Raw genomic sequence first — 26,158 nt, forward strand, 5'->3', positions numbered from 1 at the left:
CGCTACTCCAAGTGCCTTTGATTCATTAGTAGGCGTAGCCTGGGAATAGGCCTGCTAAATACCTAGTTTAATTCCTCAAATAATCCATAATAAGTCAGTTAAACAAATGGGGAGTTACATTTTTATAAAAAATAAGTGCTAAAAAAATTAGCATGAATTGTACCCATTAAATCTTAAAAATATCGACTTTGCCGAATTTTTTCCACTAAGACATTCAGCATCAGACGAGGCATACTTTGATTAAAAATCGTTTGACGAAGTTTCAAGAACGCCTTGGTGAATTTAAATACACCATCTTGTAACAGGTGATAGGCGGCTTTATCGTTTTTTAAGGCATTCATAAACTCATTTCGAGATTTTGGAACAGACAAAGGTTCAGAACGATTCGATTCTGGTTTAATCATCATTTCAACAGGGTCTTCTGATTGAATTAATTCATCAAGAATAGCTGGCGGAACAGTAATAAGGGGTGATCCCGCAATGGCTAAAACTTGATGTTTATCTCTAAAACTTGCGGCCATCACTTCAGTTTTAATGCCTTGCTGGTTAAATTGATGCACAATATCATGTATCAATTGGACACCAGGGGATAAGTTGTGAGAAGGGGGTTGGATGTTATGATTTTCATAATATTCGTTGGTTCTGCCTACAAATGGAGAAATGAGGGTTGCATTGGCTTTCGCGCATGCTAACGCTTGAAGGGAAGAAAATACTAAAGTCATATTACAATGAATCCCTTCTGTTTCGAGTATTCGGCACGCTTCAATCCCTTCATAAGTAGCGGCCACCTTAATTAAAATACGTTCTTTTGGTATTCCTTTTTTTTCATATAATTGAATTAAGTAACGGGCTCGTTCTATTGTTCCTTCAGTATTGAACGATAATCTTGGATCTAATTCTGAAGAAACGCGACCAGGTATAACTTGTAGAATTTCATATCCAATTTCTGTAATAAAACGTGCAATAAATCGAATAGGTTCTGGAAATGGTGAGCCATCATTTTTTTTGGCTTCGTCACGAATACGGGCTATGATATCTTGATAATGTGGATTTTCAGTAGCATCTAGAATTAATTTGGGATTGGTTGTTGCATCGATTGTCTTATACTGTTTGATTAAGCGTACATCGCCGGTATCAGCAACAATTTTTGAATATTGTTTTAATTGTTCCAATTGATTCATAACAAGTCCCTTTGTTGGTGATGACTATCTTTGAGTTTTCTGACTCACAAGCACCGATGTGTATACACGCTCGGAAATGATGCCTTGTTCAAGTTGTTCTGTGGCATCTGTTACCATGAGTTGCCCATATTCTATAATCAATTTACGCGTGCTTGATGCACTCTAATCAGGATCACTGTCTAATAGTATATCACGGATTTTGTCATCGAAAATAAGATACTCTCGTGGAGCAAATCTTTTGTCATCTACAGCAGGCGTAGCCTGGGAGTAGGCCCAAAGGGCTAAATCTCAGGCTAAACCAGCTGTTACACGAATCGTTTGCATTAAAATTTTTTATAGCTTGTTATCATGAGTTTAAAAATTAGTTAACTCTAACCAGAATGCAGCTATCAGTACAGCAAGGTTAAATCGAACGATAACAACGACTAAATGAAAGATATTAAATTGAAGCGAATCAAACAGCCTTCAAGCTAATATAATTGCTCTTATTGTGCCTGCAAATGCAGGGGGTAAGCTTGAGCTTTGTCCTGGGGTAGGAATATAAGAAAGAGCTGGCTCTAAAAAAATATTTGGGATTATTTGGGCCTGGTAGTACATTTGAAACATCAATTCAGTGGGTCGATCGGTACTGTGACGATTCAGCCATGCTAGCGAGGAACCAATACCTAGAGAATCGGCTTCTCGATTGGCGATTAAACCAAATGCCGTTAAGCCTGCGCCAATAGATTTGTTCATAGGTAAGACACTGGAATTATTGATACTTAATTGGTAAAAAGCTGAAATGCCACTAATATCAAAGCCTGGATGACGATACCATAAACGTTGTGAACCGAACAAATAAGCTCCTGTGGCCTCCATTTCGCTGAGATGTTGCTGACGAATAAGACCTTTTTGATGCCATAGTCCGATTCCAGCAGTGCCAGGAACCTGTTTTTTTCCTACAAGCCACGCCCCTCCTGTTTCCGCCACCTGGAAGTAACGACCGTTAAATGTTGGGCCGGACAAGCCAGTTTGTTTGCCACTGGCTAAATTCCCATCATAAATGCCATAAGTAAGATACCATTTATTGGTTGGGGTAAAATTCAAAGTGAGCCCATAAGCTGAATTTGTATAACCGGGCATAACTCCATCAACAGCAGGATTGATAAAAACAGGGGTATAAATCAAACTGGTTACCGCAGGGATATTTGGTTCACCGGCGCTTAGAGAAACCGGTTTGATTACGTTATTAAAATCAAGAGTAGTAATTGTTTTTCCTATGCGAACAAAGAGCTTATCATCAAAAAGTGCTTGTCGGTACCACAACGCATAAAGCTCGGAACGATTAAAAGGAGCAACATCAGGTAAAGAGTTATATCCTTGAATGAGACCCGCTTGTGCATTGGTATTCTGCGCATTTTGTTGTAAAAATTGGGCGCTAAATAAACCGCCTGGCCAGCCATTAAACTGTTTCATATCAATGTTTAAATCGACTAATAACGCACTGTTTGATGTGACTCGTTTGGCATCCGTTATGCCACCAGAAAATAAATTGTTAGTATCTCCGATCCATGCACCCTGGAGCATAATTCCATGATCATGTTCAATTCCAAGTTTCTTTTCTATAAAGCGCTGAATTATACCGGTTCCGGTTGAAACATTAACTGCTGCTGGATTGGAGCTGATACTTGTGATTTTTGAGGATTCTGTGGGTGCTGATTTTTTAGGGCTGGGCTTGATTGTTTCTGCATAAATGCCATGAATTGGAAACAACAGAATAAAAAATACGATGCGAATTATCATTATTCTTTTCGCTCCATGACTCTAGCTGCAACCCAGGTTACAATTGGCTACAGCATACTTTTTCCTAATCAATCTGATTAGCAGCCTGTTCCAGATAAGAGTACTTTGGGTACAAGCTGTTTTTGATTCACAACATAAGTTTTATTAGGACTAATGTATACCCAATTCGTCAATAAGGCTGGTTCTTGTTTATCATTTGACCACACGACTAGTCTAAAGTATTTGGCATTATTCGGGGAACTGAGCTCAACTCTTCCATTTTGAGTGAGCATCGTCAGAGAGTTTGGGTTAATTGATTTACCATTAAGGATGTTCTTATTCGCTTTTTGTATCGCCTTCGCTGAAGCGGCCCACTCTACCGCAATTTTGCCAAATTTATCGTTCGTCGGGTAATCCGTTTTATTGTCAATCACAATACTGTTGGCGAAAACAAACGATGTCATAAAGCTGAAGCACAACAGAATGAAGAGTTTTTTCATTTTTTCACCTAATGGTTATTGAATAATTTTGCCTTCTTGTGGTGGGCAGTTTGCATTTTCATCTCTCTTTGGCTTTGTGAGAGGGAACGTGCCTGCGGAAGAAAGAGTGTTCATCTTGCCCAGATTCTTGAAGGATGCTTTTGGAATATGTACAGCTACGTTTTTAATAACATTGACTGCTTCAGGGATGTCGAAATTACCTACCATACTCAAAAATTGATAACTTTCTTGAGCTGAGAAACCTTGAGTACGCACTAATAGTTCAATTGCATTTCTTGATGCAAGTTGCATGGCTTCAAAAAGATCCTGATTCAATCCCATCACAATCCATTCTTCAGAGTTTTCGACAATTGGCCAAGTGAATAAACTGTTGCCATTGCGCTTTGTTTTATCAAATACTCCCTCGGCTTTTAGATCTTTTCTGACAATAAATTGCATGGTGATGCCCTCATAGGAGGTCTCCAACGCTGTAACGTCAATTTCGCCATTACTTTGCATTGCATGCGAGTCACCGGTCCACACTAAAGCCCCTTTTTGAAAAACGGGTAAATAAAGAATGGATCCTACCTGTAAGCTAGGCTCATCTAAATTACCTCCAAAAGGACCCGGGGGAACTGAATTAAATTGCCCTGCAACGGGTTGCCCCATATGTGTTTCTAAATTTACCGGCCAGCCATCAGGCCAATCTTGAGGTGGTGCTACCGCAACTACTCCAGGGAATGGCTTGAGGCGTAAGCATATTCCTTTGGTAAATTCAGTAGCATTCTTTTCTTTATTATATTTAAAATACATGATCCTTGGCTGGGTAAATTCAGATAAAATCCCTGCTGTAGGACTTAAAAAATTATAACCAAAATCATTTAATTTGATATCTAAAATCCGAATCTCAAGCACATCTCCTGGCTCGGCTTCTTCAATGTAAACAGGCCCTGTTAAGCTATGCATCCCACGTCTTTTTTGAATGTCGTATTTGGTATAGAACTGCGCGACTTCAGCTGGAGTTGTTTTATTATAAACCATTTCATGCAAACAACTGTTCCAAGTTTCAATAGAAACAGAATCTCCAGAATGGACTTTAACTACAGGTTGCTTGTCCAGTGTATAAAGACCTAGAGTCACGGTATCTTTTGTTGCGGAAACCCTGAAATTTTCTGCCGATACGACAGAAAAAAATACCATTGCGATTAACAAAACGAAGATTTGGATTTTGTTTAGCATTTCTAGTCCTTAAGAATGACTAATGAAGAAAATATACGATAAAGCGAATCAAATTATGTACTATGTCTAGTATAAATTACAAGAAAATTCAGATAGTTGGGACATATAGACTCAGATCTGGGATAGACCAAACATTTTAATCTTATTCTTCAAATATAGGAGAAATTAGGAACGTTTGTTACATGGCTGTTTGCCTCATTTATTCAAGCTATTGCTTTTCTTGCACGCCTTGCACATTGAGGGTCAGGCCTTGAATTTTGAATTTATGAAACTATAGTAAAAGCCACATTTTAAGACCTGCCCCCCATTTGTGTTATCGCCCGCTTCATGCGATATGAAGCGGAGACGGAAAAAGGTTAAAGAGACTGCAACGTGAATAGTAACAATTTTATCCCAGCAGCGAATTGAGTTTAAATCTGGATCTATTGGGTGTTGTCCAGTTTTTCTTATTAATTTATCATGCTTATTTTTTTTAATAAGTTCTTTTTCTGCTCAGCCGTGCCTTTGAATGAACTCAATGCCGCGAGCAAATCGTCTCGGGATGTTTGAATTTCATCTAAGCGTGCCTTATTGTTAATCATCCAGGAAAGCGCCCAGTAATAAGCTGTTACCGAGTGTTCGAAGGCCATAATCGTAGTCTCAATACTTAATAAATCGTCTGATTCCAACTTTAGTGTAGATAAATCAATTTGAGGAAAAAAGTAGGTTTTATCCTTCATTGTCAGTTGGGTATCGTGAAATATTGGAATTTCTGTTTTTAACGCAAAACCAGTGGTCCGCATTTGCCAAAAAATTTCAGCATTGTCTGAATAAGCCTGATCTAATTGTTCCCTTTCTTCTTTTGAGCGATCGGGTTGCGTTGCAAGTTTTGTAATCTCGATTAATTTTGTCAATTGACGAGACAGTTCCTTTTCTAGCTCCACTAATGATTGAAGCAAGGCATCTCTGTCTTCCAGGCGCAACAGTTGAATTTGAGCATCGTTTGTATCCGCATTTCTCGCCCCATCTACCAAAAACCTGTGTAACGATTCACTAGTGATATTTGAAGGCAATCTTTCTTTGATTTCTTTTAAGAGATCAGTTAAATAGCCCAGTGTCTCAAATGCCCTTTCCGGATTTGAAATATCGCTTGAGAGCAGCATCTCTGCAGTATCTGTAAGATTGGGTAAATAAAAATGTAAATGAGCTTGATCACTATTATCATAGAGATCAATCGTGACATCTTTATATCCCAATACATGCAGCTTTAATGGCTTTAAATAGTTGACCAGACTAAATTTTTTTGCTTGAAAGCGAGCGTTAATGTGAGGGTCGTAAGTACCCATGGCTAAAACAACAGCGGCTAAATTGAGCAGGCTTTTCATTTGTTGATCTATATGTATCACTGCTTTATTCGCTTTTTCGATAATATATAACAAATCTGGTGAAGCTAGTGTAATACGTGCTGTTGGTTTTGTTGCTGTATTCTCTGCATGAACTGGTATACAGAATAAAAGACAAAGAAAAAAGCAAAATACTGATTTAATAAAAGACATCATTACTCCCTGTTATGATTGAATATCTGAACACAATGACATGGAATGTGAGACAAGAACAGAGGTGTTTAAATACATCACATGACAGAATCTTGTCGTTCATAGATACCAAAATTTGAAGTTATTCTTGATTTTGAAACGTGGAACATTAATTATGTTTTTTTTGAGATCAATTTTAGCTTGCATGTACTTTATGAGGAGAAGCAAAAAGCAAGACTCGCGCCCTTTGCCAATCAATAAACCTGATGCCCCCTAATAACATGGGGCGGCCCTTATTTTAAAAATCCATTAGGTTGAACTTGATTTTATCTGTATATAAATTCCAATAAGAAACTTGATTTAGTCCTGATTGCTTTTTTCACAATAAATTGCAAAATCAAGGTAGGAAGCAATTCAATTACAAATAAAATTAATGTGTGGTAATAGTAATTGCAATTTACAAGAATTTCAGTGGTAGAAAATTACTATTGACATGCAGAATAATGTCAATTTGTTTTAAATACATTGTGGACATTGGAGAAAAAATACCCTGAAATAAACATCGCAGGAAGAGCAATGATAGTCCAATACCAAATATAATTTCCCTCTTCACCTAGATAATATAAAAAGAAATATCCCAAAAATATACTGAAAAAAATACTTACTAAGGAACCTAATCTTGAAATCCTTTTAAAGTAAAATATCGCAATAACAGAAAAATAAATACTTGCTATCTGCATCACTGCCAATACTGCGGCGTGTAAGACACTCTCAATATTATTTAAAGCTATAGTACAACTGATTAATCCTATCATTACCCAAATGAAATAGTTGATGGTTGGAGAGGATTGATCTGTTTTTTGGAAAAAACCAAGACTAACCATACCTAAAATTGAACTCCAAACTCCGCAGATGGTAGTGGTTGCAATGTAAAAAAATAAAATATCATAAAACACAGTATAGTTAGATGGTATAAAAGTAAGTATGGTTTGGGGAAAAGCTGTTTCTGGGTCAGTTAAAGCTACTCCATGTTGTTTTAAAAAAATACCAAAAGCAACTATGGCAGAATAAAAAGTGAATATTAATATAGAAGAGTAAACAGAAGCTTTATATGCTGTATTGGTATCCTTTGCTGAGAAAATTTTTTGTCCCCACCAAGGTGCAATACTGTACATAATGGATTGTAAAAAGAATAAAGCAATCAAATAATTGGTAGGTAATGTGGTTGATTGTTGCTTTAGAGTGCTCTCGATTGAACCGAATTCTTGAGTAGAAAATAAACTAAATGCGCAGGAGATTAAACAAGCCACGATCAATAGAGTCATGAGTATAAATCCTACGACATCCATGCGAATAATTCCTATCAATCCTTTTTTAATCACTGAAACAACACAAAATGTCAAAATCAGAATAACAAACACAATGGATGATAATTCCGGATAAATACTACCAAAATAAATCATCGTTCCTTTTAGATAAGTTGCAGTTAAAATGAGTAAGGACAGTATCAAAATAATCCGAACAACGTTCCCGACAGCGTACCCTAAATGCCTATCAAATAATGTGGACACACAGGAAACATCAACATCCTTCCATTTTTTACATGTTGTAACTGTTGCAAAAAATGGACTGAGAAATGCTATAGCTGCCATCCAAAACGCTCTATATCCAGCTTGATATCCCAACGAAGCCATTACTATGAGCGCCATAGGGTTAATTTCTGTCATAACAAGAGTAGAAATTAAATAAAATAAATTGGTGTTTTTGCCTGCAGTTACATACTCTGATTGATTCCTGGCTTTTTTCGCTCGCAAAATAAATACCGTAGAGAGTAAAAATAATAGTGTTGAAATAATGTTAATCATCAAGTCCAGACCTGTGATCATTTATTAACATCTTCATACAATTAATGCCATTAATGATGGATAACTCATTGAGAAGATATTGGTCATAATCATCATTATTTATAGAATATAGAGCTTTCTCCAAAATCTTTTGGCATGGAGAGGATGATGTGACAGAAATAAGCTCGACAACTTCGTCATTAGAATCTTTTATGATTAAATGATCTTTATCATTGCTTGAAAAAATTACTTTTGTTTGATTGGCATAAATTAATTCAAACCCATATTCAAACCCATTCGGGTGGGTTACAGGCATAAAGCCTTCCATCTCTAGTTCAAATTCAGGATAGCTCCATAATTTGGTGCATTTTCGTGCACTAATTTCATCTACCAAAGTATGCTTGGGCATGCTAAATAGCTGTAAACAAAAGTCCGTATCATGTGACAATAAATCGAATCGTGCAGACACTCGGTCCATGTAATCCTCTGGAACCGCTCCAATTCTATAAACCCGGTATTTTTTAATTGTGTTACGATTAGTACTATTCACCAGTTCTTTAAGCTTTAAAAAGGCCGGTGTCCCATGCAACGAAAAACCGATAAACAATTTTTTTCTGGTTATAAAAGAAATTTGCTTTAGATGCTCTGCTTCTTCGAAGTTGATGCACAATGGTTTTTCCGTTAAAACATGACTGTTATTACGCATTGCCAAACTGGAATAGTAACAATGCGAGTCTTTATGAGTGGTTACAATTGTCAGGATAGGATTGTGTTCCCAGACTGCATTCAGAGTATCAACAAGTTCAATTTTATCGATGTCTATTGCTACATTGTTACTGATATCAAAAGGATTATTGTCATTCAATACTCGATTTTTAAAGGTAGCGCTTTGATGAATATCGTTGTCATAGCATATAACTTTATCTGCTAAGCAGGAGGCATATTTCGCATAAGAAGCGCCCATTTGCCCTAACCCAATTATAGCGATGGTGAATGTCATTTTTTATACTAGTGAAATGATAATAAATATAATATATTGCTACTATGAATAATATTATCGCACTATGTTTGAAATGACTATAGCAATTCCTAAAAATCATATTTCAGTTTCTTGTGGAGAACACATTTGTGAAATTGCGAAGCCACTTTTAGATTCCGGGCTTTCTTATTTTGAACATGTTCGAATTTATGAAAATGGTACAATTGCATGGCTCTCTACAAACGATGAGCGAGCTCGCTCTATTCTCGAAAATGAAATTGCAGGCGCTTTGGATTTTGATTTTGGCAAACTAAAGCAAAAAAGGCATCTGTTTGCTGAGGACATAGTTGAAACCATTAAAGATCCAGTAATGCGTCAGGTTGCAAATGATAAATTGACTGTTTCCAGAAATAATTATGATATTAGGAATCTTTTTCAGTTAGTGAATATTAAGAAAGGAATGTATGAAGCTTTTGTTTTTGGTACAAATGAAAAATCAAATTTGCAAAAAAGTGATTATATTAAATTAATTCCAGCATTAGAGCATTTTATTTTTTTCTATTATGACAAGGCTGAACAATTAATACAAAAAGCAGAAAAAGAAGCAATTAAAATTCCGGGGGTCACAATCGACGTAACCGAACCAACCTCACCACCTCAAGCACTTACAAAAGCCAACAGATACTATTTTAATTTAGCAAAAAAGAATGAATATTTAACCAATAGAGAATATGAAGCTATCTATTTATTAAATCATGGGTATTCAAGAAAGAAAATTGCTGAAACCTTGTGTTTGAAAACAAGAACCATAGATTCTTTACTAGCCAATGCAGTCGAAAGAAATGAGGCTTATAATCTTAGAAACCTGATCAAAAAAATAAAAGATAGCGATATTAGATTTTGTCTGGATTCGGGAATTTATTGTTAAATTTAATTGCGCTATGACTTATTTAAAGCAGGCGTAGCCTGGGAGTAGGCCCAAAGGGCCGTATCCCAGGTTTTCATTCCACATTCACGCTCCAAACCTTCCATGGACTCCATCCTATCCCCAATGTTCCTGGATTATTCCCGTCTGAACATAATGAAAATGAGGTTCAGATCTTGTCTTTTGTTTTAAGATAATGAAAGCTCGCTCTGCCCCTCTAATTTGTTTAATTGTTTATATAGTTGGATTTCCTATGAATAGCATTTTATAGGTGATTGTTGAGTTATGGTAGTAAAATGAAAACCTGGGATACAGCCCTTTGGGCCTACTCCCAGGCTACGCCGGCTCGAGGTAGTCATCTGCCCACTACATTGGGTGTTGTAAACAGGCTATGGCGTGACGCGAGCTGAATGGTGTTCTTCTTCCTTGGCACGGCTCTCATAGTCAAGCGTCATCTTCTTGAACTCTAGGATTGTTGAGGCCAGTTGTGTTACAAACTCATCAAGAATTGCCTTATTTTCTTTTTGGTGATCAAACCGGGTTGGTTCTTTGTTAATGGTGCTTAATGTACCATCACATGCGTCAATGAACACACGCATCAAAGAGGAGTGCATCTCGCTATTGACATGAAAATGTTCACTAGTCTTTGGAAGCCTGGCGTTAACAAGAGATTCATAGATTTCTTTCATCTTCAAGATGTCTTTGGCAGTCAATATGAAGATACTGAATTCCTGAACTTGCGTCATCCAGTACAAGGAAATTTCAGCACATTGAAGCACCATTTTTGAATTTTGGCGCTGCTTGTCAAGAGATAACCACGCCGGATCCCATGCCCTACTAAATTCTAAAGCGGATGCCACAACATGGCTGACATAACCCTCATATCCGTGTCTACGTATCAAGGCGCTCCTTTGTAAATGGGGACTGAAATGTCTTTCTTTGGTAGTGAGATGCGTATGCCACCATATTTCCCACATATCGTACGATGATGCTTTGATGCCAAGGTTAATACCAAGATAACGGATATAAAAATGTCTATAGGACTTTGGATCATCTGGAACCGATCGAATACTTGGAATCGATGAATCATCTATATCACTTGAATGTCCGGATGAGTCATCAGCATAGAGTAAATGCTCAGAGCCATCGCTAGCTTTAACTAACAATGCTTTTCTTGTGAATAAGAGGGTTGAATCATCTGATGGTGTGCGAGGCCGATGAGAGTGAAAAAAACGAGGGGGAGCCGTAGAATTATTTGTTATTGAACCAGAACGAATTGGCGTAATCTTGCTGCTCTCACCGTGCTCATAAGGCAGCAGATCGCTATCAGCCGCATCTGGAGAGTTTGATGAAGATGGCGCGTTATACTGGATCTCGTTTACAGTGCAAACGATAAGTCCCGTGAGCAATAAGCCGCAAGTAACGTAAAACAACACGTTTCCTCTATAACACGACTTAGGCAAAAATACTTTTTGAAATGAATCGCAAAAATGCCTTCCTCTTCTGCGTTGGGCTTCCTCCCCAATACCTCGGCGGTAGCTATCTCTATCTATAGTCGCGTTTTTTCTATGGGTGACAAGTACCGGTTTTCCGACATTTCTATTGTAGTTGTAGGGCATGAAGAATCTCCTTATCTGATTTTTTTGATTTTGTAACGGGAATTTCGCAGGCAAGATTGGAATCTTTTTTAATTAACTCCATGAAATCAAAAAAAACTGGATTATGGTATGCGAACCGATAAATTACGCACCAATGTTACAGTTTGCCGCTTTATAACATGAAGTCTGCATGATAGGAACAGTTTCAGCATACCATAAACACTGTGTTATTTTTTTGTATACACCAGGGCCTGTCGACAATTACCATTCTCGGCTGCAAATCATCTCAATTGCCCCTGCGAGAAGAGCCCCTACGTCACCAAGTTGTTTGTTCCGCATAACCAGGTAGCAACAAGGATCTATACTCAGGTACACTAAACCGCAGAAAATGATTACCTGGAATAGGGATAAGCGTAATTTTTTCCAGGGTAGTATGCGGCAGCAGGCGTAGCCTGGGAGTAGGTCCAGAGGGCCGTATTCTAGGTTTACAGTTCACCTTCATTCACTCTCCAAACTCTCCTTGGACCCCATCATATCCCCAATTTTCTTGCAATACTCCATTCCGAACATAACGATGGAAACTGGAATACGGCCATTCTTTAGCTGAGGGTACATATCCATGTTTAACAGGGTTAAAGTGGATGTAATCGATATGTGCTTGTAAGTCTGATTCATCTCGAATTCGATGCTCCCAAAACCGACGTTGCCAAAGAGGATACTCTCCTCGTTGATTACTGGGTGAGTAGTTACTATGAAGAGTAATCATCAGTTCATAATATAAAGTTGAGTTGTAAATAAATGTATAGACCAGGGGCATTGTTTACAGCTCAGCATTTATTAGTGATTTGAGCGTTTTATTGATTTGATCTGTTTGTGATCATGAGGTTATTTTCAATAGGTTTTACTTAAGTTCCATTGAATCAATAAGTTCAACACGATTACGTCCTAAAGTTTTAGCGCGATACAGCGCTTTATCAGCAAGATCTAATAAATTGATGGGCTCACCGTGTAACGGGATGCAGGATACAACGCCTATACTGATTGTTACAAATTCAGAAACGTTTGAATCGGGATGCGATAGTTTTAGTGCACAAACTGCATTTTGAAGCGCCACGGCCATTAACTTTGCACCTTCCAGGTCAGTATCTGGTAAAATACAGGCAAATTCTTCGCCACCATATCGAGCAATCAAGTCGGTGGTACGACGTATTGTGCTTTTAAATGCCTGAGCAACACGCTTTAGAGCATCGTCGCCTGCAAGGTGACCAAGGCTATCATTATACCGCTTAAAGAAATCGATATCGGTCATTATAATTGCTAAAGGTTTTTTATTCCGACATGCACGATTCCATTCATCCTTTAGAAAGTCATCGAATCTACGACGATTTGCAATACCGGTTAATCCATCCATATAAGACATATCTTGAAGCATAGTTTGCAATTTCTTTTTCTCGGTAATATCTTCTCCTACACTAACAAAATGTTGAATCACTCCGTGTTCATCAAATACGGGGGCAATATTCCAGGATTGCCAGAAATGGCTGCCATCTTTTCGACAATAAAGAAGTTCCCCATTCCAAGATGTTCCTGATTGGATGGTTTGCCACAATTTTGTATAGGCGTTTCCAGGAGTTAGATCACCATGAAAAATATTTGTTTTTTTACCATACAGTTCCTCTTTGGTATACCCCGTTGATTTTGTGACCTGAGGATTAACGTAAATAATCGTTCTGTTTTTATCAAAAATTAGTACTGATGCCGGGCTTTGTTCAATTGCTGACTGCATTTCACGTAATCGATTGCGTTCTTTTATAGATTGAGTGATATCATGAAATGCGACAACAGCTCCTTTGGTGTTTCCTTTTAACAGGATAGGAGTTGTTATAATTGAAGCGGGAAAACAGGTTCCATCTTTACGCCAATAATATTCATCATCACTTGAATAAGGTTGTTCTGTTTGTATTACCCTTATGTTATTACAGAGTTCTATGGGAAAAGGAGTTTTATTATGATAGGAATGATGAAATAAATAATGGGAATTTTTACCTAACAGTTCAGTCTCAGTATAACCCAATAGTCTACAGGCAGCCTCATTAACAAATTCAATCAATGCGTCTTTATTGATGACTATTATTCCTTCTCCAAGTGCTGATGTAATATCATGTAAATAGTGCTCACTTAATTCAACCTGTTTTTTTGCTTCTTGCAGAGCACGGGTTATCTTGGCATTTGTTTGAAGTGCCATCTCTAGTTCTTTGGTGCGTGTTCGTATCTTGTCCTCCAATATAATCGTATCCTTGAATACCCCAAACTCTGTTCTGGGCGCATTCATATCTTGTTCTGCTTTATTAATCAATGCATTAATAATTTTATTGAGCCGTTCAATTTCATTGCGGAGTTCTTGTTCATTTTGGTTTTTCATTGGTTTGTTAGTCATTTTTATTGTTCCGGGATTCACCAATAGCTAGCCCTGTGAGTGTCTGATTGATGTGAACTCCTCTGAATTGTTCGCCATAAGTGCTAAAACCAACGACATTGTTGTTTTTAAACAATTGCTCAATTTCTTTCTTCAAGCCTTTGCTTTGCATTTCTAAATTGCGCAATACACAGTCACAAGCCAAAATTAGTTGTGGCTTGCCAATATCTGATTGAATTTCTTTGAAGGTTTGCTTCACGTTGTTGACAAGATCAACTCCATGAGCAGCCATAAACACGAGTCCGTTATCGATTGCGCAATAAAAAGTCAAGCTTCCATCGGGATTAACTTTTTGAATAGAACGAACATAGTCTACCCCGTTAATGCGTATCACGACAGGTGTAGCAGAAAACTGCATGGGGTCAAGTTCAGTAACTTGAGTACCAACATGACGCGCATATTCTTCAGCAGCTGGGTAGCCATTAATTTCATAAACAATGCGCTGTAAAGGATCTGCTTGAGTGACTACCAATTTTTCTTTACATCCCACAAAATGTTGTGCTTTGAATATTTTAAAAGGATACGTTGTGTTAATTAGTGTAAGAACTGCGCTGTCCGCATGAAAGGCATGATCGGAAAATACCCAGGTTTGTTTAAAATTAAGATCATCACCTGCAGATCCCCCAAATAGAGTTACTTCTCCTAGTGCATTTTGGAACATTCGTGCTGTTGGCTCTTCTTGAAGTGACATACCATCAATCATCAAAAATGCAAAACTATTCCTAGGCGTTGTATCAGGTGCCTTAACTTCAAGTTGTTGAAGGAGTGTATTAACAAACTCCTGGCTTTTTTCATTATTCAGATTCTGTAAATCATTTATATATCCTGTCGCTACTTTAAAGCCATTGCTCGAGAAGCTCACTCCTGAAAGGGTATATTCTGAATAACCACCGGGGCCAATTTCACCGGCAGTCGTACAGCCTATAATCTGCTCATTTGGAAAAAGGGAATTTAATGCATTTGCTAGTGCATCAAGGTCATAATGACTCGAACAAAAAAATACAATCAGTTCCATGTTTGGTTGATAGACAGCAGCATGGAATTCCTTCGCTGCTATTAATGGATCTTTCGCGAAGGATTGACCGGTTTGAATGGGTCGTAAAACGCTCATCTATCATTCTCCATATTTTTATGAGTTGTTTTAAAATCAATTCATTTCAAAATTATAAACCGATTTTAAAATTATAGTTCATTCTGTAAACAACTTGGGTGCTCTTTGCGTATTTGATATATATTGAAGAGAGAACGTGCTGTTGAGGATTTTTAGATTTCAATTTGTTTTTGATTGGCAATATTTATGATAAATAGAAGCATCATCCTGTTGGGGATGATGCGTTAATTTTAAAATCTATAAGATCATGATGTTAAGGTAAACGAGTTAATCTATGCTTTAATTTTCTGGTCCATTCGTTCTCTTAAATTGAGAGCACGAAGCACTGAAACATAACTCCAGGTAAGTGAATTGGCACCTTGTTGTTCACCTGTATCCAAATTTATCTGTTCACTTAATTTCATTTCAGGGGCATATTTTTTAATGAGCTTTAAATATTCATCCCCTGTTTTTACATATTTGATTATTAATGGCTTATTAGTGGGCGTGAAGGCTAAGCTGTCTGCCAATGTATAATAATACTCCGCCATTGTCGCAGTGAGTATAAACCAGGGATTTCCCATGCTGTCTGTATGGTACCCATCGTAGGTATCTCCTGGGTATCGTCCAAACAATATTGCTCCAGAACTGTTTTTATTAATTGGAAACATTAAATTAAATTGTTGATGTAATGCCTTCACGGTATTTTTAACAAAATGATGATGGGGTGAAAACACACCAGTACTTTGCGGATTAATGAGGATTCCCAAAATAATTGAGGTATCGAGTTCCAAAGTTTTCTGTGGGCCCGAATGAGGTAAGAGGGTTGCCTGAATCAATTTATTTTTATGATCAAGATGTTGTTTCAAGCGATTATCAATCAAGTTGGCTTGAATTTCATAATAAACCGCAGCCTCTTCATCATTCAGTCTATGAGCCAGTTCCGCTCCGTCCATCATGGCTTTCTTTTGTGCCATAGCTGTAAAAAAGTGATCTCCGAGAACTTCTTCCCAAAGGTCAAAATTAGCATCCTGCCAATGGTGAGCCGTGTATTCCAAATCCATTTTGATCACGCCCATAGTTTGGGGATCCAGGCTTTTGTTATATAAATGGGTTTGTACGTAATTCACTTCGTTTTTATCCAGCAACTTTTGAGCAAAACGGATGAGAACAGATGCACGTAGCGCTGGACCATCATTTTGTGGTCTACCCCAAGGACCATCAAAGGGATAACCATCAATATAAAATTTGGGTTCACCCAAAATATCGTGTCCAGGAAGAGGATTGTGTTGGTGTTGAATGGTTTGTGTCCAAGAAACATAATCTAACATTCGATTTTTATATTTTGCTGCATCAGTGGATTCATACCAGGTTTCAATAAGCCCCATCGCTATGGCGGAATCTCGTACCCAGTCATAATAATAATTAGGTTCATGTTGTGAAGGGGAGGCTACAATAGCTCCATTGGGGTGAAAATTAGCAAAAAAATGCTTTTTTAAATGCTGCACATCTTCATGACTGAATACAGAGCCTATGGCTTGAGAAGCAACAAAAGTCATTAAAAAAAAGATCCGTTTCAATATAATCTCCTGAAGAACACGTTATAAAAACAAGGTCGACATAGTACAGGAAATGAAATCGTCCGACCATAGGATTGAAAGTAACTTATTAATAATTCTGGGATAAATAGGAATCTTCTCCACATCGTGTAAATCCCCACCTATCACTGATTGTACCGCAGTGTTCTATCTTTTTATTGAACTCTTCCAGTATGATTCTTTTAAGTGCATCGCCTTTATAATTCTATAGTGCACTGGAGCCATATAGGAGCTTCCTGAACCATGTATACCCTATGGATATGAATTCATAAGACTAATTTGAGGTTTAGATTGTTGGGTGTGAGCCTTTAGAGGCGTATGTTCTCTCTAATGGCTATTATGACATTATTAGGCTCAATTGATCATATAATAGTCCATTCATTTTATTGTGTTGTCTGTGTTGCCTTGTTGCTGTGAGACCTTTTATCAAACACAGTCTATTAATTCGTGTTTTGGGTCTCTTTGATATTCGATGAGATCGCCGGGCTGGCATTGTAAATAGTTACAGATTGCTTCAAGAGTAGCAAAACGAATTGCCTTGGCTTTACCATTTTTTAATATGGATAAATTGGCTTCGGTAATTCCAATTGCTTCTGCCAGATCTTTGAGTCGGCATTTTCTTTTAGCCATTATGACATCCAAATTAACAATTATAGTCATGTTGTTATCCTTAAATTGTTAATTGGGCGTCTGTTTTTAATTGATGGGCTTCTTTAACAATCCAGGAAGCAAGCAGAAGAATGAACGCAGTAATCAGCGTACTCGCATTGGTTGATCCCAGAGTAATGCTCATCATGCGTTTACCAGCAGGATTATTAAAGGTCAATGCTGCGGTAATCAGTGGTTGATAAATTAATTGAATTAATTCTCCAAGGATCATGTAGATACTAATATATTTAATTAATTTAATATTTTCTTCTTCAAATAAAGCCCCTTGTTCATACAAACGAAAGAGTTTGGCGAGTAGATGGCAGATAAGAACGGTAATGGATATTGGAACTAATTCTATAGTGAGAATAATGAAACGATGAGTTAATGAGAACTGAGAGGGGTTTTCAATAAGGGTTCCTGAAAAGATAGAGTGCCATGCCCCCCAATCTAACATTGCTTCCAAATGAAACAGGATCAGATAGGCTGTACCAAATGGTAGAGCCCAACAGAGTGTGCGAAAAAGAAAAGATAAAATGTGACTGGTTCGTATTATTTTCTGCATGATAAATACCCTCAATCGAGTTGAATTCATCAATATTATAATAATAAATTATCGTTTATCAATAATTATTTATCATTTAGCATGGTTATTTTGTTGTTTATCAATTGATTTATGAATCCAATAGTTGATCATGTATTTTTTAAGAGATCAAGAATCGCATTAATCCAATCCGGATCATCATTCATGCACGGTATCAAGGTAAATTTATTGCCACCCAATTGGAGCCATTGTTCTCTGGTTCTGATTCCAATTTCCTCCAATGTTTCAAGGCAATCAGTAACAAAGGATGGACAAACTATTGCAAGATTCTTAACTCCTTGTGCCGCTAATTCAGATAATAGTTCATCGGTGTAGGGTTTTATCCAGGGGGTTTTACCCAGTCTGGATTGGAAGGACGTTTTGTATTGGTCTTCATTTAAGTTTAATGCGTTTGCTAATAGTCGACTGGTCTGATAGCACTGTGCTTTATAGCATCCTTGATTATTCATTGACACAATGGGGCAACTCTCCTGACATACAGTCTTACACCCACTCTTTTGAATTTGTCGTTCAGGTATTCCATGATAGCTGAAGAGAAGAAAGTCGTTATCACTCATATGATTACGTATGACTTGGGCTTGAGCATTAATGTACGAGGGATGTTGGTAAAATTCTCTAATGACAGTTAATGATGGGATGACTTCCTTGTTTGCCAGAATACGCATCACTTCTTCAATTGATGAGCCTGTAGCTGCAGAGGAGTATTGTGGATATAAAGGCAGAATGGTAATGGAATCACATTCGTTTAACTGCTCTAGAGCATTTAAAATGGAGGGAGCGGCATAACGCATTCCCAGGACGACTTTGAAATCAGAACCCAATTTTAATTGTAATTGATTGATTAGTTTTTGACTGTGAACCAATAAAGGCGATCCCTGTTCCGACCAGATTAATTGGTAGGCATGGGCTGACTTTTTTGCTCTGAACGGTAGAATAAAAAGATATACAAGTAAATAACGCAAAAATACAGGTATATCAATAACTCGCTTATCTGTTAGAAATTCACTTAAATAGGCTCTGACTGCTGAAACGTCAGAACTGGTTGGTGTGCCCAGATTAATAAGTAATAAACCCTGTTTCATCGGCATATTCGGACCCATGTATTAAATAAGGGTCATAATACATCAATATGATGGACGCAGCAGCACAATTATTAAAGATGCTGCTGCGCTAAAGTTTAAAAGATTACTCAAATCAAGCCATTTCTTCTTCAGTCGTCTCACTTAGTGCAATAACGTTTGAAGCATGGAGGCCTCTTTCGCCATTTTCCACATCGTAGGTGACTGCCTGACCTGGAACCAGTGTTTTGTAACCAGTGCCATGAATCGATGAGAAATGAACAAAAATATCCTCACCACCACCTTCCGGAATAATAAAACCCCAACCTTTGGCATTATTAAACCATTTGACTTCGCCTCTAGCCATGAATCCTCCTTTTGCTAAAGCTTATCAATCGTCGACTGACGTTTGGGTGTCAGCTGATCAATTGCATTCGTCCTTAAATGACAATTGTTAACGGCCTATTTTTCAATAGGATATTTCAACATAACTTAAAATGGGATCATTACTCAATAGGTTTATTAAAATTTATCGATGACTTATTTAAATTATGAAATCTGTTTTGTTAGAATAGGTAATTAATATTCAGTGTGAGAGTCTTTTGTTTTGTATCGATGAGCGAATTCAATCCACAGGTTTTCTTCTTGGCGATTGGCCATTATCCCGAGTTTTTTTAAAGAATGAAGCTCAATTTCCCTGGTTTATATTGGTTCCCAGAGTTGAAAACATTCAAGAAATTTATCAGTTAAAGAAACAGGAACGTCAGATACTCATGGAAGAAATGAATCAATTGTCTCTTCTAATGACTACCTATTTTAATCCAGATAAATTGAATATCGGTGCTCTTGGCAATGTAGTATCTCAGTTGCACGTGCATGTCATTGCACGAAAGGTAACGGATAGTCTATGGCCTCAAGGCATTTGGCAAACATCGATCAATTCTGTCCCATACGATAAAGAGACAGCAGATTCTATGGTGTTGGTATTAAAAGATCTTATCGATGAAGCAGGTAAGAAAGTAGCTTAAATAGGAATGGACTGATTATTTATTATCAATAGATATGCCGCTGTAGGTGGGGGTTGATGTGATTTTTTGATCAGCAGCTCCTGAATTTTTAAAAAAATAGTTAATTCTTAATAATTCCTTAATTTGTTTGTGCTATCTTAATCCAATAGATGTTTCGTGAGGAGTTCTTATGGATATTAATAGTACTTCTAAAATGTTGGCAAAAATGCATGGGCAAAAAAAATCCTCAGGTACTTCTACGGTATTTGCTGAGGACAGTTCAGAGCCTATTGATGCGAATACAAATCAATTCACTTCTACTCCTCAATTAAAACCATCAAATAAAATGGAAGATGTTCTTACTAACAGTCTAAGAGCGAATCTCTCAAAAGAATTTTCTCCAATGGAATAAATTCCAGTTTTAATTAATACGTTAAAGACTTAAATATTCAATTTAGTCTGGTGCGAAAGCTTTTTTTTAGGTATATACTTTTCTTAAGAGAATTGTTCTTGAGGTTAGAGTATGGCTGGGGGTTTTTCTGCAACAAGTCACTGGCGTGATTCAGCACGAAGTGCTCGCTTTTTTATTGTGGATGCTCGAGCAGCGTTTCCAATTTTTTTGTTTTTAATGCATATCAGGGTTTGGACCGGGATTTTGGTATTAGTCTCAGCCGTATTCTTTGGTATCGTTGAACATTATGGCTTTACCATACCTGTTTTCTTGCGATGGATTAGAAGTATCCTGGCGGGACCCATTAAATCTTCGCAACCATGGTGGAGATAAATGGAACGAGATATCAGTAAATGTATGGGGATAATTGCCGCAGCGTTGAATGCCAAGTTTTATTTGAATGATCGATTTGTAAGTTACGATGAGGTATTTTCAGATACTGGTTTATTGCCTGCTATAGCCAAGCGAGCTGATCAATTGTGTTCTCTTTGTCTTGGGTATGGATTAGGGGCAACTTTTGATGAGACTGAAGGCGCGTTATTAGGGATACGTGTAGTATTTGATGAAGTCACTCCAAATGTGTTACGGTTGTTATGTATGACTGATGTAGTGAATGAGTTAATACAAGGAGGACCAAGTCGAGATTACACTCCTTTAGATGAATTAATGTATGATTAAACGCATACTCTAAATTTTTGTAAAGAATTCGAAAGTTATTCAGGAAGCAAATATTTTCGATAATTTAGTTTGCTAGACTAACCTTATAAAGCTATATATGTAGGAGTTACCGAATGTCAAATGCAAGCGATGGAAATCTAAAGTACGGAGACAACAGATACGGTTTTCATATCAGTACATCGGCTGAAAAGGCAGGAGTACCCTCAGAATTTGTCCATCAAAAAGTGTTAGCCCCTGTTAAAGGATTACATGATAAAACGGAAAGGGCGCTTAGTTTAAGACCTGATGATCCTGATTATCAATTTGCTGTAAAGTTATTGGCTGACTGTGCAATAGGCGTGCAAAATGGATTGGACAACAAGATAGTCAATCAATCCGAAGCTGCACAATATGAGCAAGATGAAAATGTAAGTACATCTTACACATCTCCTGGGTTATAAACTTATATTCGTTGAATTCCTCTCATCGATTTTTGTAAATGCTGTTATACTTCATTTATATGCGGATTAATTTAGGGTGCTTTACCCTCAAACCAAAGTATTGATGTTATGAAAGATCGACTCTCAGATGAACAAAATGAAGCAGTTTTAAAAGCTTTAAATGATGCCATAGAAAAAGGGCCATGGGATAAATCCAATTTTTTAAAAGTTGTCGGTAAAAATTTAATTGAAATTCGTGATGGATTTATAAATCAATTGGGAGCCAGCAGCCGCGCTCAACTTAAAGCAGAATCCCATCTGGCAAACCGTATAGCATTAAGAAGCGGTCAACAGGAAATATTCATTTCTTTGTATTCTGCTGATGGTACTACAATTCAATCATGGGAGAAAATTATTGCAAATCTCCCCAAGCAAATGATCTCTCGACCTATATATGCCGATGAAGCAGATGTTAAAGCCTTGTTAAAAACGAAAGAAAATAAACAAAATGAAGCTTATGTCGCGATTTATATTAATCAGTCTGATATTTTACCGCTCTCTTCTGATAAGGCCCCTGTTGATAGACTGGGTAAAATGTTATTGACCCTGAAAGATAAAACTTTAAATTTGGATAACATCAGTCGTTTTGTACATATCAGTGGTGTATATAAATATGAACGAAACCGATTGATTAAAATTTCTTAACCTGATTCATCCTCTTGATGTTTAAAAATTGAAAATATAAGAAAGCAGTTATTTTCAAGCAGACGAAACAGCAAACAGAGACGATTTTAAAACGAATAGATTATTGATAATTTTCATAATTTGCGTTATCTCTAGCGAAAATATCGCAAATTTATCTCAGAGCAGTATATACTTGAATTAAACAACCTAATTAAAAGTTTGTAACAATGGCTCAGCAGCAACAGCAATCAGGCTCAGACAATGGTATGGCACCAGTATGGATTATCATACTGTTGTTTATTACTGGATTTCTTATTTGGAAATTCGGACATGAATACATAGTCAGTGTTGTGTTTCAAATAAATGTCTGGCAGGCTAAATTGGTTAATTTGTTCATCAATAATCAAGCCTTAACCAATCAGATATACCTGATGCAAACTCTTGACCCATCGACTGTAGATTGGGCGCAATTGGTACAGATGACGGGTAACGTGGGTGATTTTATGCGTTATCCAGTTGTTCTTGTTTTGATCGTTTTAGCCATAGTTCTTTATAAATCGAATATAACCTTAAAGTTCCGTAGAGCTCATGACATGAAAAGTTTGAGAGCTCAGGAGCAATTCAATTGGCCAGCAATTATGCCAATCATTAAAGAAGATTTAGTCAGTCAGGATGTCAATACAGGGCCTTGGGCTATGGCTATGACTCCTATGGAGTTTGCCCGAAAATATAAGTTATTGAGAAAGGATGATGCCATATTGGATAACCCTATACCTGGTCAGGAAATGACCGCAGGCGTCAGGCGTGGTGATGCAAAACGAGTTTTTACCTTGCAACTGGGACCTTATTGGGATGGTTTTGAGCGTTTAACCCCTCAGGCTTATGCTTTGGCTGCGGTTTTTATCGCACGGATGAACAGGGATAGGGATGCGGCAAATAACATACTAAAAGTATTGGATGCGACTTTTGTCTCCGGAAAACCTGATTTTTCAGTCGCAAAACCAGTGATTAAAAAGTATCAAAATGCTGAAAATGTTCAGGAAATTATATCAAAGCATGCCTACATGCTGACCGTAATGGCTTCCTTGCTTGAAGGAGCACGAGATGATGGAGTGGTTCCAAGTTCTGAGTTTCTTTGGTTAAAACCCGTGGATAGACGATTATGGTATATGCTTAATTGTGTAGGCAGGCAAACACCTTACGCTGAGGTCGGTGGTCCATTTGCTCATTGGCGTGCTGAAAAAGAGATGGGTCGTCGTTCATTAGTCCCTATGATTGATGAAGCGATTAGAGCTTTGGAAGTAGCAATTAAAGAGATTAAATTAACACCTCGTCAAATGGGAGAGTTAGAGCCATGATGCGCGGTATTGATAGTAGACATGAGTTAGATCCAACCCTTCTCTTAAGGGATACTAGAACTTTAACCCAAAGATTAGCGGATTTTTTTGCGGATCCCACGAATATTGCGATTTTACTGTTTGCCCTGTCCGCGGCGGCCTATTATTTTTCTGAAGTAGCAACCTTATTGATGATAATAGGGACTCTATGTTTCCTCTACAGTTATACCCGAAAACAAAAACTACCATTCCGTCTGCCACAAATTGCTCGCGTGAAAGATTATAATGATTTGAAGCCGGGAATTAATAAACCCAATATAGCAAGAGGAATTGCATTTTTCGGTAACGATAGAAAAACTGGTGAAGAGCTGTGGTTTGCAAACGATGATATGAGAACACATGCTCTAATCTTTGGCTCTACAGGTAGTGGTAAAACAGAATGTCTGGTCTCTCTTGCTTATAATGCACTGGTACAGGGTAGTGGATTCATCTATGTGGATGGTAAAGGGGACAACTCTCTTTATGCAAAGGTCTTCTCTATGGTTCGAAGTATGGGGCGAGAAGATGACCTGCTGTTAATTAACTTTATGACTGGCGCACGAGATATTGTTGGTCCACAGGAAAAAAGGCTATCCAATACGTTAAACCCTTTTTGTCAGGGTTCTTCAAGTATGTTAACCCAGTTGGTAGTGAGTTTAATGGGAGGATCAGGACAATCCTCTGATGGTGATATGTGGAAAGGCCGTGCTATCGCGTTCGTAGAAGCTTTAATGCGTTTACTGGTTTATATGCGTGATGATGGCGCTATTCTCCTGGATGCAAACTCCATACGAAATTATTTTGACCTTCAACGGCTGGAATCCATAGTTATTGATAAGGTTTTTCCTCGTGATGATCAGGAGAGCGTTAATATCGAGCAGGTTCCTAAGCTGGTAACCGATCCCTTACGAAATTATTTGAATACTCTACCGGGTTACAATAAAGAAAAAAAAGGAAAACAGGTATCACAGGTACTGGAGCAACATGGTTTTATTACAATGCAGTTAGTACGAAGCTTCTCATCACTAGCGGATACTTATGGCCATATTATTCGAACCAATTTGGCTGAAGTGGATTTTAAAGACGTTGTTTTGAATCGACGAATTTTAGTGGTGCTATTACCTGCCTTGGAAAAATCTCCAGATGAGTTATCAAACCTCGGCAAGATTATTGTGTCTTCACTAAAAGCTATGATGGCCGCAGGACTTGGTGAAGAAGTAGAAGGGGATTATCGCGACGTTATTTTAAGAAAACCAACCAATGCGCCTACACCTTATATGTGTATACTTGATGAGTATGGATATTATGCGGTTCAAGGCTTCGCCGTGGTACCAGCTCAGGCGCGTTCTTTAGGATTCTCAGCTATATTTGCGGGACAGGATTTACCGGCATTCCAAAAGGCTTCTAAAGAAGAAGCAGCATCAATTGGCGCTAACACCAACATTAAAATTTGTATGAAACTGGAAGATCCGACCGAAACCTGGGATTTCTTCACTAAAACAGCAGGTGAAGCCTATGTGACAAAAGTGGATTCATTTCAGACTAAAGATACCAGTATCGCTAATAGTTATATGGATACTAAAAGTTCATCTTTTGAAAAACGATCTCGCGTGGATTTATTGGACTTAAAAGAACAGACCGAGGGTGAAGCACATATATTCTTTAAATCCAAAATTGTTCGGGCACGGATGTTCTATGCGAATCCAAAGCCAGTTAAGCAGCTGAAAATTAATCAATTCTTGAAAGTTGAACCACCACCTGATGATTATCTGATGAAGTTACAAAAACAGTTGTCGTCATTCCAACAGATATTGGACAGTGGTGATTTAAGCATCAATAAAGACGTTGAAAATGAAGAGATCACTTTAATTACCAAAGCCTTAAGAGAATCGAATATTGAGGAGCCTATTGAACGAGGAGTTGCGGCATTAATCGCTTTCCACGGTCATAATGAGCCCGAACCGGTTGAGGATATTATAGAAGAAGAAGTTGAAGGTGCCTTGACTATATTTAGTACTCTTCGGATCAACAGTAATGCTCCTCCAATTTTAGCCAGCGATAAAGCGGCATTTTCCGAGTCTTTACTGCCTATTAATGAAACAAGAAATCAGATGATGATGATCGAGCGCCTTGCTGGAGCTAAAGATAAATATGCCGGTACAGTTGCGAATGAATTGATTAAGGACTTCCAATTGGCAACAAGTTATCCTCCTGAAGAACGCGATGTAATTGATCCTCAGGAACTTACTGATGTCGTAAAAAGTTTATCTTCCCGAATTGCTCTCGAACGTGAGAAAGCCATTAAAAAAAGTGAGGAAGAGTTATCCTGACGAACTAATTAATTAGTTTGCATTCGGGGTGCTTCTTAATTACCTCAGAAATTTCGTCAATTCGAATGAGATGACGAAATTTCTGCAGTTATTGAGATGTTTATACCTATGTACTCTTTGATGCTTATAGACTTTCTTAGCAGTCAATCTAAAAAAGTATTATCGCAATCCATTATGCCTTTATTTTCTCCATAATTAATTAAAACAACACTACTCCAT

The 26,158-nt window shown here is 37.6% G+C and carries 25 protein-coding genes; 9 read left to right on the forward strand and 16 right to left on the reverse strand.

The window, feature by feature from the left end:
* Positions 1 to 173: 173 nt before the first annotated feature.
* The 7 genes from IZU94_RS06420 to IZU94_RS06450 all read right to left on the reverse strand — a co-directional run bounded on the left by IZU94_RS06420 (position 174) and on the right by IZU94_RS06450 (position 9,018).
* The gene (locus tag IZU94_RS06420; protein ID WP_203109103.1) at positions 174 to 1,181 is read right to left on the reverse strand and encodes a transaldolase family protein; all 1,008 of its coding nucleotides are present in this window, start codon (positions 1,179 to 1,181) and stop codon (positions 174 to 176) included.
* A gap of 465 nt (positions 1,182 to 1,646) precedes the next feature.
* A complete protein-coding gene (locus IZU94_RS06425) occupies positions 1,647 to 2,963 on the reverse strand; it encodes a carbohydrate porin (RefSeq protein WP_203109105.1) in 1,317 nt (438 codons plus the stop codon).
* A gap of 77 nt (positions 2,964 to 3,040) precedes the next feature.
* On the reverse strand, positions 3,041 to 3,442 hold the full coding sequence (locus IZU94_RS06430) for a hypothetical protein (RefSeq protein ID WP_203109107.1): 402 nt from the start codon (positions 3,440 to 3,442) through the stop codon (positions 3,041 to 3,043).
* Positions 3,443 to 3,457: 15 nt separating this feature from the next.
* Positions 3,458 to 4,660, reverse strand: a complete 1,203-nt coding sequence (locus IZU94_RS06435) for an acetamidase/formamidase family protein (RefSeq protein ID WP_203109109.1) — start codon at positions 4,658 to 4,660, stop codon at positions 3,458 to 3,460.
* Between the two features lie 449 nt (positions 4,661 to 5,109).
* Positions 5,110 to 6,198: a hypothetical protein gene (locus IZU94_RS06440; RefSeq protein WP_203109111.1), complete on the reverse strand. Its 1,089-nt coding sequence runs from the start codon at positions 6,196 to 6,198 to the stop codon at positions 5,110 to 5,112.
* Between the two features lie 482 nt (positions 6,199 to 6,680).
* Positions 6,681 to 8,060 (reverse strand): SLC5/6 family protein, encoded by a 1,380-nt coding sequence (locus IZU94_RS06445; RefSeq protein ID WP_203109113.1) that lies wholly within the window; start codon positions 8,058 to 8,060, stop codon positions 6,681 to 6,683.
* A complete protein-coding gene (locus tag IZU94_RS06450) occupies positions 8,032 to 9,018 on the reverse strand; it encodes a Gfo/Idh/MocA family oxidoreductase (RefSeq protein ID WP_203109115.1) in 987 nt (328 codons plus the stop codon). The genes IZU94_RS06445 and IZU94_RS06450 overlap by 29 nt, the downstream gene beginning before the upstream one ends.
* Positions 9,019 to 9,082: 64 nt before the next feature.
* On the opposite strand from IZU94_RS06450, the gene IZU94_RS06455 reads away from it, so the two are divergent.
* Entirely contained in the window at positions 9,083 to 9,925 is an 843-nt protein-coding gene (locus IZU94_RS06455; protein ID WP_203109117.1) for a helix-turn-helix transcriptional regulator, read from the forward strand.
* A 386-nt stretch (positions 9,926 to 10,311) separates the two neighbouring features.
* On the opposite strand, the gene IZU94_RS06460 is transcribed toward IZU94_RS06455, so the two are convergent.
* The 9 genes from IZU94_RS06460 to IZU94_RS06500 form a co-directional block, all read right to left on the reverse strand.
* On the reverse strand, positions 10,312 to 11,541 hold the full coding sequence (locus IZU94_RS06460; protein WP_203109119.1) for a hypothetical protein: 1,230 nt from the start codon (positions 11,539 to 11,541) through the stop codon (positions 10,312 to 10,314).
* 481 nt (positions 11,542 to 12,022) lie between these two features.
* Positions 12,023 to 12,286 (reverse strand): REP-associated tyrosine transposase, encoded by a 264-nt coding sequence (locus IZU94_RS06465; RefSeq protein WP_203109121.1) that lies wholly within the window; start codon positions 12,284 to 12,286, stop codon positions 12,023 to 12,025.
* A 135-nt stretch (positions 12,287 to 12,421) separates the two neighbouring features.
* Complete coding sequence (locus IZU94_RS06470) at positions 12,422 to 13,957, reverse strand: sensor domain-containing diguanylate cyclase (protein ID WP_203109123.1); 1,536 nt, start codon at positions 13,955 to 13,957, stop codon at positions 12,422 to 12,424.
* Positions 13,950 to 15,107, reverse strand: coding sequence for a nitric oxide-sensing protein NosP (nosP, locus tag IZU94_RS06475; RefSeq protein ID WP_203109125.1), 1,158 nt, complete (start codon positions 15,105 to 15,107; stop codon positions 13,950 to 13,952). The genes IZU94_RS06470 and nosP overlap by 8 nt, the downstream gene beginning before the upstream one ends.
* A gap of 272 nt (positions 15,108 to 15,379) precedes the next feature.
* Complete coding sequence (locus IZU94_RS06480) at positions 15,380 to 16,645, reverse strand: glycoside hydrolase family 15 protein (RefSeq protein ID WP_203109551.1); 1,266 nt, start codon at positions 16,643 to 16,645, stop codon at positions 15,380 to 15,382.
* A 465-nt stretch (positions 16,646 to 17,110) separates the two neighbouring features.
* Complete coding sequence (locus IZU94_RS06485) at positions 17,111 to 17,344, reverse strand: helix-turn-helix domain-containing protein (RefSeq protein WP_203109127.1); 234 nt, start codon at positions 17,342 to 17,344, stop codon at positions 17,111 to 17,113.
* Between the two features lie 10 nt (positions 17,345 to 17,354).
* The gene (locus IZU94_RS06490; protein WP_203109129.1) at positions 17,355 to 17,897 is read right to left on the reverse strand and encodes a DUF2975 domain-containing protein; all 543 of its coding nucleotides are present in this window, start codon (positions 17,895 to 17,897) and stop codon (positions 17,355 to 17,357) included.
* A gap of 128 nt (positions 17,898 to 18,025) precedes the next feature.
* Entirely contained in the window at positions 18,026 to 19,018 is a 993-nt protein-coding gene (hemH, locus tag IZU94_RS06495; RefSeq protein WP_203109553.1) for a ferrochelatase, read from the reverse strand.
* A 112-nt stretch (positions 19,019 to 19,130) separates the two neighbouring features.
* Positions 19,131 to 19,361 carry a cold-shock protein gene (locus IZU94_RS06500; RefSeq protein WP_203109131.1) on the reverse strand — a complete coding sequence of 77 codons (231 nt, stop codon included), beginning with the start codon at positions 19,359 to 19,361 and terminating at the stop codon, positions 19,131 to 19,133.
* Between the two features lie 235 nt (positions 19,362 to 19,596).
* Between IZU94_RS06500 and IZU94_RS06505 the strand changes: the two genes are divergently transcribed.
* The 8 genes from IZU94_RS06505 to IZU94_RS06540 all read left to right on the forward strand — a co-directional run bounded on the left by IZU94_RS06505 (position 19,597) and on the right by IZU94_RS06540 (position 25,939).
* Complete coding sequence (locus tag IZU94_RS06505; RefSeq protein ID WP_203109133.1) at positions 19,597 to 20,022, forward strand: HIT domain-containing protein; 426 nt, start codon at positions 19,597 to 19,599, stop codon at positions 20,020 to 20,022.
* A gap of 169 nt (positions 20,023 to 20,191) precedes the next feature.
* The gene (locus tag IZU94_RS06510) at positions 20,192 to 20,413 is read left to right on the forward strand and encodes a hypothetical protein (RefSeq protein ID WP_203109135.1); all 222 of its coding nucleotides are present in this window, start codon (positions 20,192 to 20,194) and stop codon (positions 20,411 to 20,413) included.
* A gap of 111 nt (positions 20,414 to 20,524) precedes the next feature.
* The gene (icmT, locus tag IZU94_RS06515; RefSeq protein WP_058472388.1) at positions 20,525 to 20,785 is read left to right on the forward strand and encodes an IcmT/TraK family protein; all 261 of its coding nucleotides are present in this window, start codon (positions 20,525 to 20,527) and stop codon (positions 20,783 to 20,785) included.
* Entirely contained in the window at positions 20,786 to 21,130 is a 345-nt protein-coding gene (locus IZU94_RS06520) for a type IV secretion IcmS family protein (RefSeq protein ID WP_058472389.1), read from the forward strand.
* A gap of 113 nt (positions 21,131 to 21,243) precedes the next feature.
* Positions 21,244 to 21,570, forward strand: coding sequence for a hypothetical protein (locus IZU94_RS06525; RefSeq protein ID WP_203109137.1), 327 nt, complete (start codon positions 21,244 to 21,246; stop codon positions 21,568 to 21,570).
* A gap of 108 nt (positions 21,571 to 21,678) precedes the next feature.
* On the forward strand, positions 21,679 to 22,254 hold the full coding sequence (icmQ, locus tag IZU94_RS06530; RefSeq protein WP_203109139.1) for a Dot/Icm secretion system protein IcmQ: 576 nt from the start codon (positions 21,679 to 21,681) through the stop codon (positions 22,252 to 22,254).
* 206 nt (positions 22,255 to 22,460) lie between these two features.
* Positions 22,461 to 23,591 (forward strand): type IVB secretion system coupling complex protein DotM/IcmP, encoded by a 1,131-nt coding sequence (icmP, locus tag IZU94_RS06535; protein WP_203109141.1) that lies wholly within the window; start codon positions 22,461 to 22,463, stop codon positions 23,589 to 23,591.
* Positions 23,588 to 25,939: a TraM recognition domain-containing protein gene (locus IZU94_RS06540; RefSeq protein WP_203109143.1), complete on the forward strand. Its 2,352-nt coding sequence runs from the start codon at positions 23,588 to 23,590 to the stop codon at positions 25,937 to 25,939. The genes icmP and IZU94_RS06540 overlap by 4 nt, the downstream gene beginning before the upstream one ends.
* The last annotated feature ends 219 nt before the right edge of the window (positions 25,940 to 26,158 follow it).

Origin of the sequence: Legionella bononiensis, assembly GCF_016786215.1 — a bacterium.
GTDB lineage: Bacteria > Pseudomonadota > Gammaproteobacteria > Legionellales > Legionellaceae > Legionella > Legionella bononiensis.

Excerpts from the sequence above, each read along its gene's own strand:
- IZU94_RS06450 (WP_203109115.1), bottom strand. The coding sequence starts at position 9,018 with ATGACATTCACCATCGCTATAATTGGGTTAGGGCAAATGGGCGCTTCT.
- IZU94_RS06465 (WP_203109121.1), bottom strand. The coding sequence starts at position 12,286 with ATGATTACTCTTCATAGTAACTACTCACCCAGTAATCAACGAGGAGAG.
- IZU94_RS06500 (WP_203109131.1), bottom strand. The coding sequence starts at position 19,361 with ATGGCTAGAGGCGAAGTCAAATGGTTTAATAATGCCAAAGGTTGGGGT.
- IZU94_RS06470 (WP_203109123.1), bottom strand. The coding sequence starts at position 13,957 with ATGACTAACAAACCAATGAAAAACCAAAATGAACAAGAACTCCGCAAT.
- IZU94_RS06455 (WP_203109117.1), top strand. The coding sequence starts at position 9,083 with ATGTTTGAAATGACTATAGCAATTCCTAAAAATCATATTTCAGTTTCT.
- IZU94_RS06485 (WP_203109127.1), bottom strand. The coding sequence starts at position 17,344 with ATGACTATAATTGTTAATTTGGATGTCATAATGGCTAAAAGAAAATGC.
- IZU94_RS06430 (WP_203109107.1), bottom strand. The coding sequence starts at position 3,442 with ATGAAAAAACTCTTCATTCTGTTGTGCTTCAGCTTTATGACATCGTTT.
- icmQ (WP_203109139.1), top strand. The coding sequence starts at position 21,679 with ATGAAAGATCGACTCTCAGATGAACAAAATGAAGCAGTTTTAAAAGCT.
- IZU94_RS06520 (WP_058472389.1), top strand. The coding sequence starts at position 20,786 with ATGGAACGAGATATCAGTAAATGTATGGGGATAATTGCCGCAGCGTTG.
- IZU94_RS06440 (WP_203109111.1), bottom strand. The coding sequence starts at position 6,198 with ATGATGTCTTTTATTAAATCAGTATTTTGCTTTTTTCTTTGTCTTTTA.
- icmT (WP_058472388.1), top strand. The coding sequence starts at position 20,525 with ATGGCTGGGGGTTTTTCTGCAACAAGTCACTGGCGTGATTCAGCACGA.
- nosP (WP_203109125.1), bottom strand. The coding sequence starts at position 15,107 with ATGAGCGTTTTACGACCCATTCAAACCGGTCAATCCTTCGCGAAAGAT.
- IZU94_RS06490 (WP_203109129.1), bottom strand. The coding sequence starts at position 17,897 with ATGCAGAAAATAATACGAACCAGTCACATTTTATCTTTTCTTTTTCGC.
- IZU94_RS06435 (WP_203109109.1), bottom strand. The coding sequence starts at position 4,660 with ATGCTAAACAAAATCCAAATCTTCGTTTTGTTAATCGCAATGGTATTT.
- IZU94_RS06480 (WP_203109551.1), bottom strand. The coding sequence starts at position 16,645 with ATGACTTTTGTTGCTTCTCAAGCCATAGGCTCTGTATTCAGTCATGAA.
- IZU94_RS06425 (WP_203109105.1), bottom strand. The coding sequence starts at position 2,963 with ATGATAATTCGCATCGTATTTTTTATTCTGTTGTTTCCAATTCATGGC.
- IZU94_RS06420 (WP_203109103.1), bottom strand. The coding sequence starts at position 1,181 with ATGAATCAATTGGAACAATTAAAACAATATTCAAAAATTGTTGCTGAT.
- IZU94_RS06445 (WP_203109113.1), bottom strand. The coding sequence starts at position 8,060 with ATGATCACAGGTCTGGACTTGATGATTAACATTATTTCAACACTATTA.
- IZU94_RS06525 (WP_203109137.1), top strand. The coding sequence starts at position 21,244 with ATGTCAAATGCAAGCGATGGAAATCTAAAGTACGGAGACAACAGATAC.
- IZU94_RS06540 (WP_203109143.1), top strand. The coding sequence starts at position 23,588 with ATGATGCGCGGTATTGATAGTAGACATGAGTTAGATCCAACCCTTCTC.
- IZU94_RS06510 (WP_203109135.1), top strand. The coding sequence starts at position 20,192 with ATGGATATTAATAGTACTTCTAAAATGTTGGCAAAAATGCATGGGCAA.
- hemH (WP_203109553.1), bottom strand. The coding sequence starts at position 19,018 with ATGAAACAGGGTTTATTACTTATTAATCTGGGCACACCAACCAGTTCT.
- icmP (WP_203109141.1), top strand. The coding sequence starts at position 22,461 with ATGGCTCAGCAGCAACAGCAATCAGGCTCAGACAATGGTATGGCACCA.
- IZU94_RS06460 (WP_203109119.1), bottom strand. The coding sequence starts at position 11,541 with ATGCCCTACAACTACAATAGAAATGTCGGAAAACCGGTACTTGTCACC.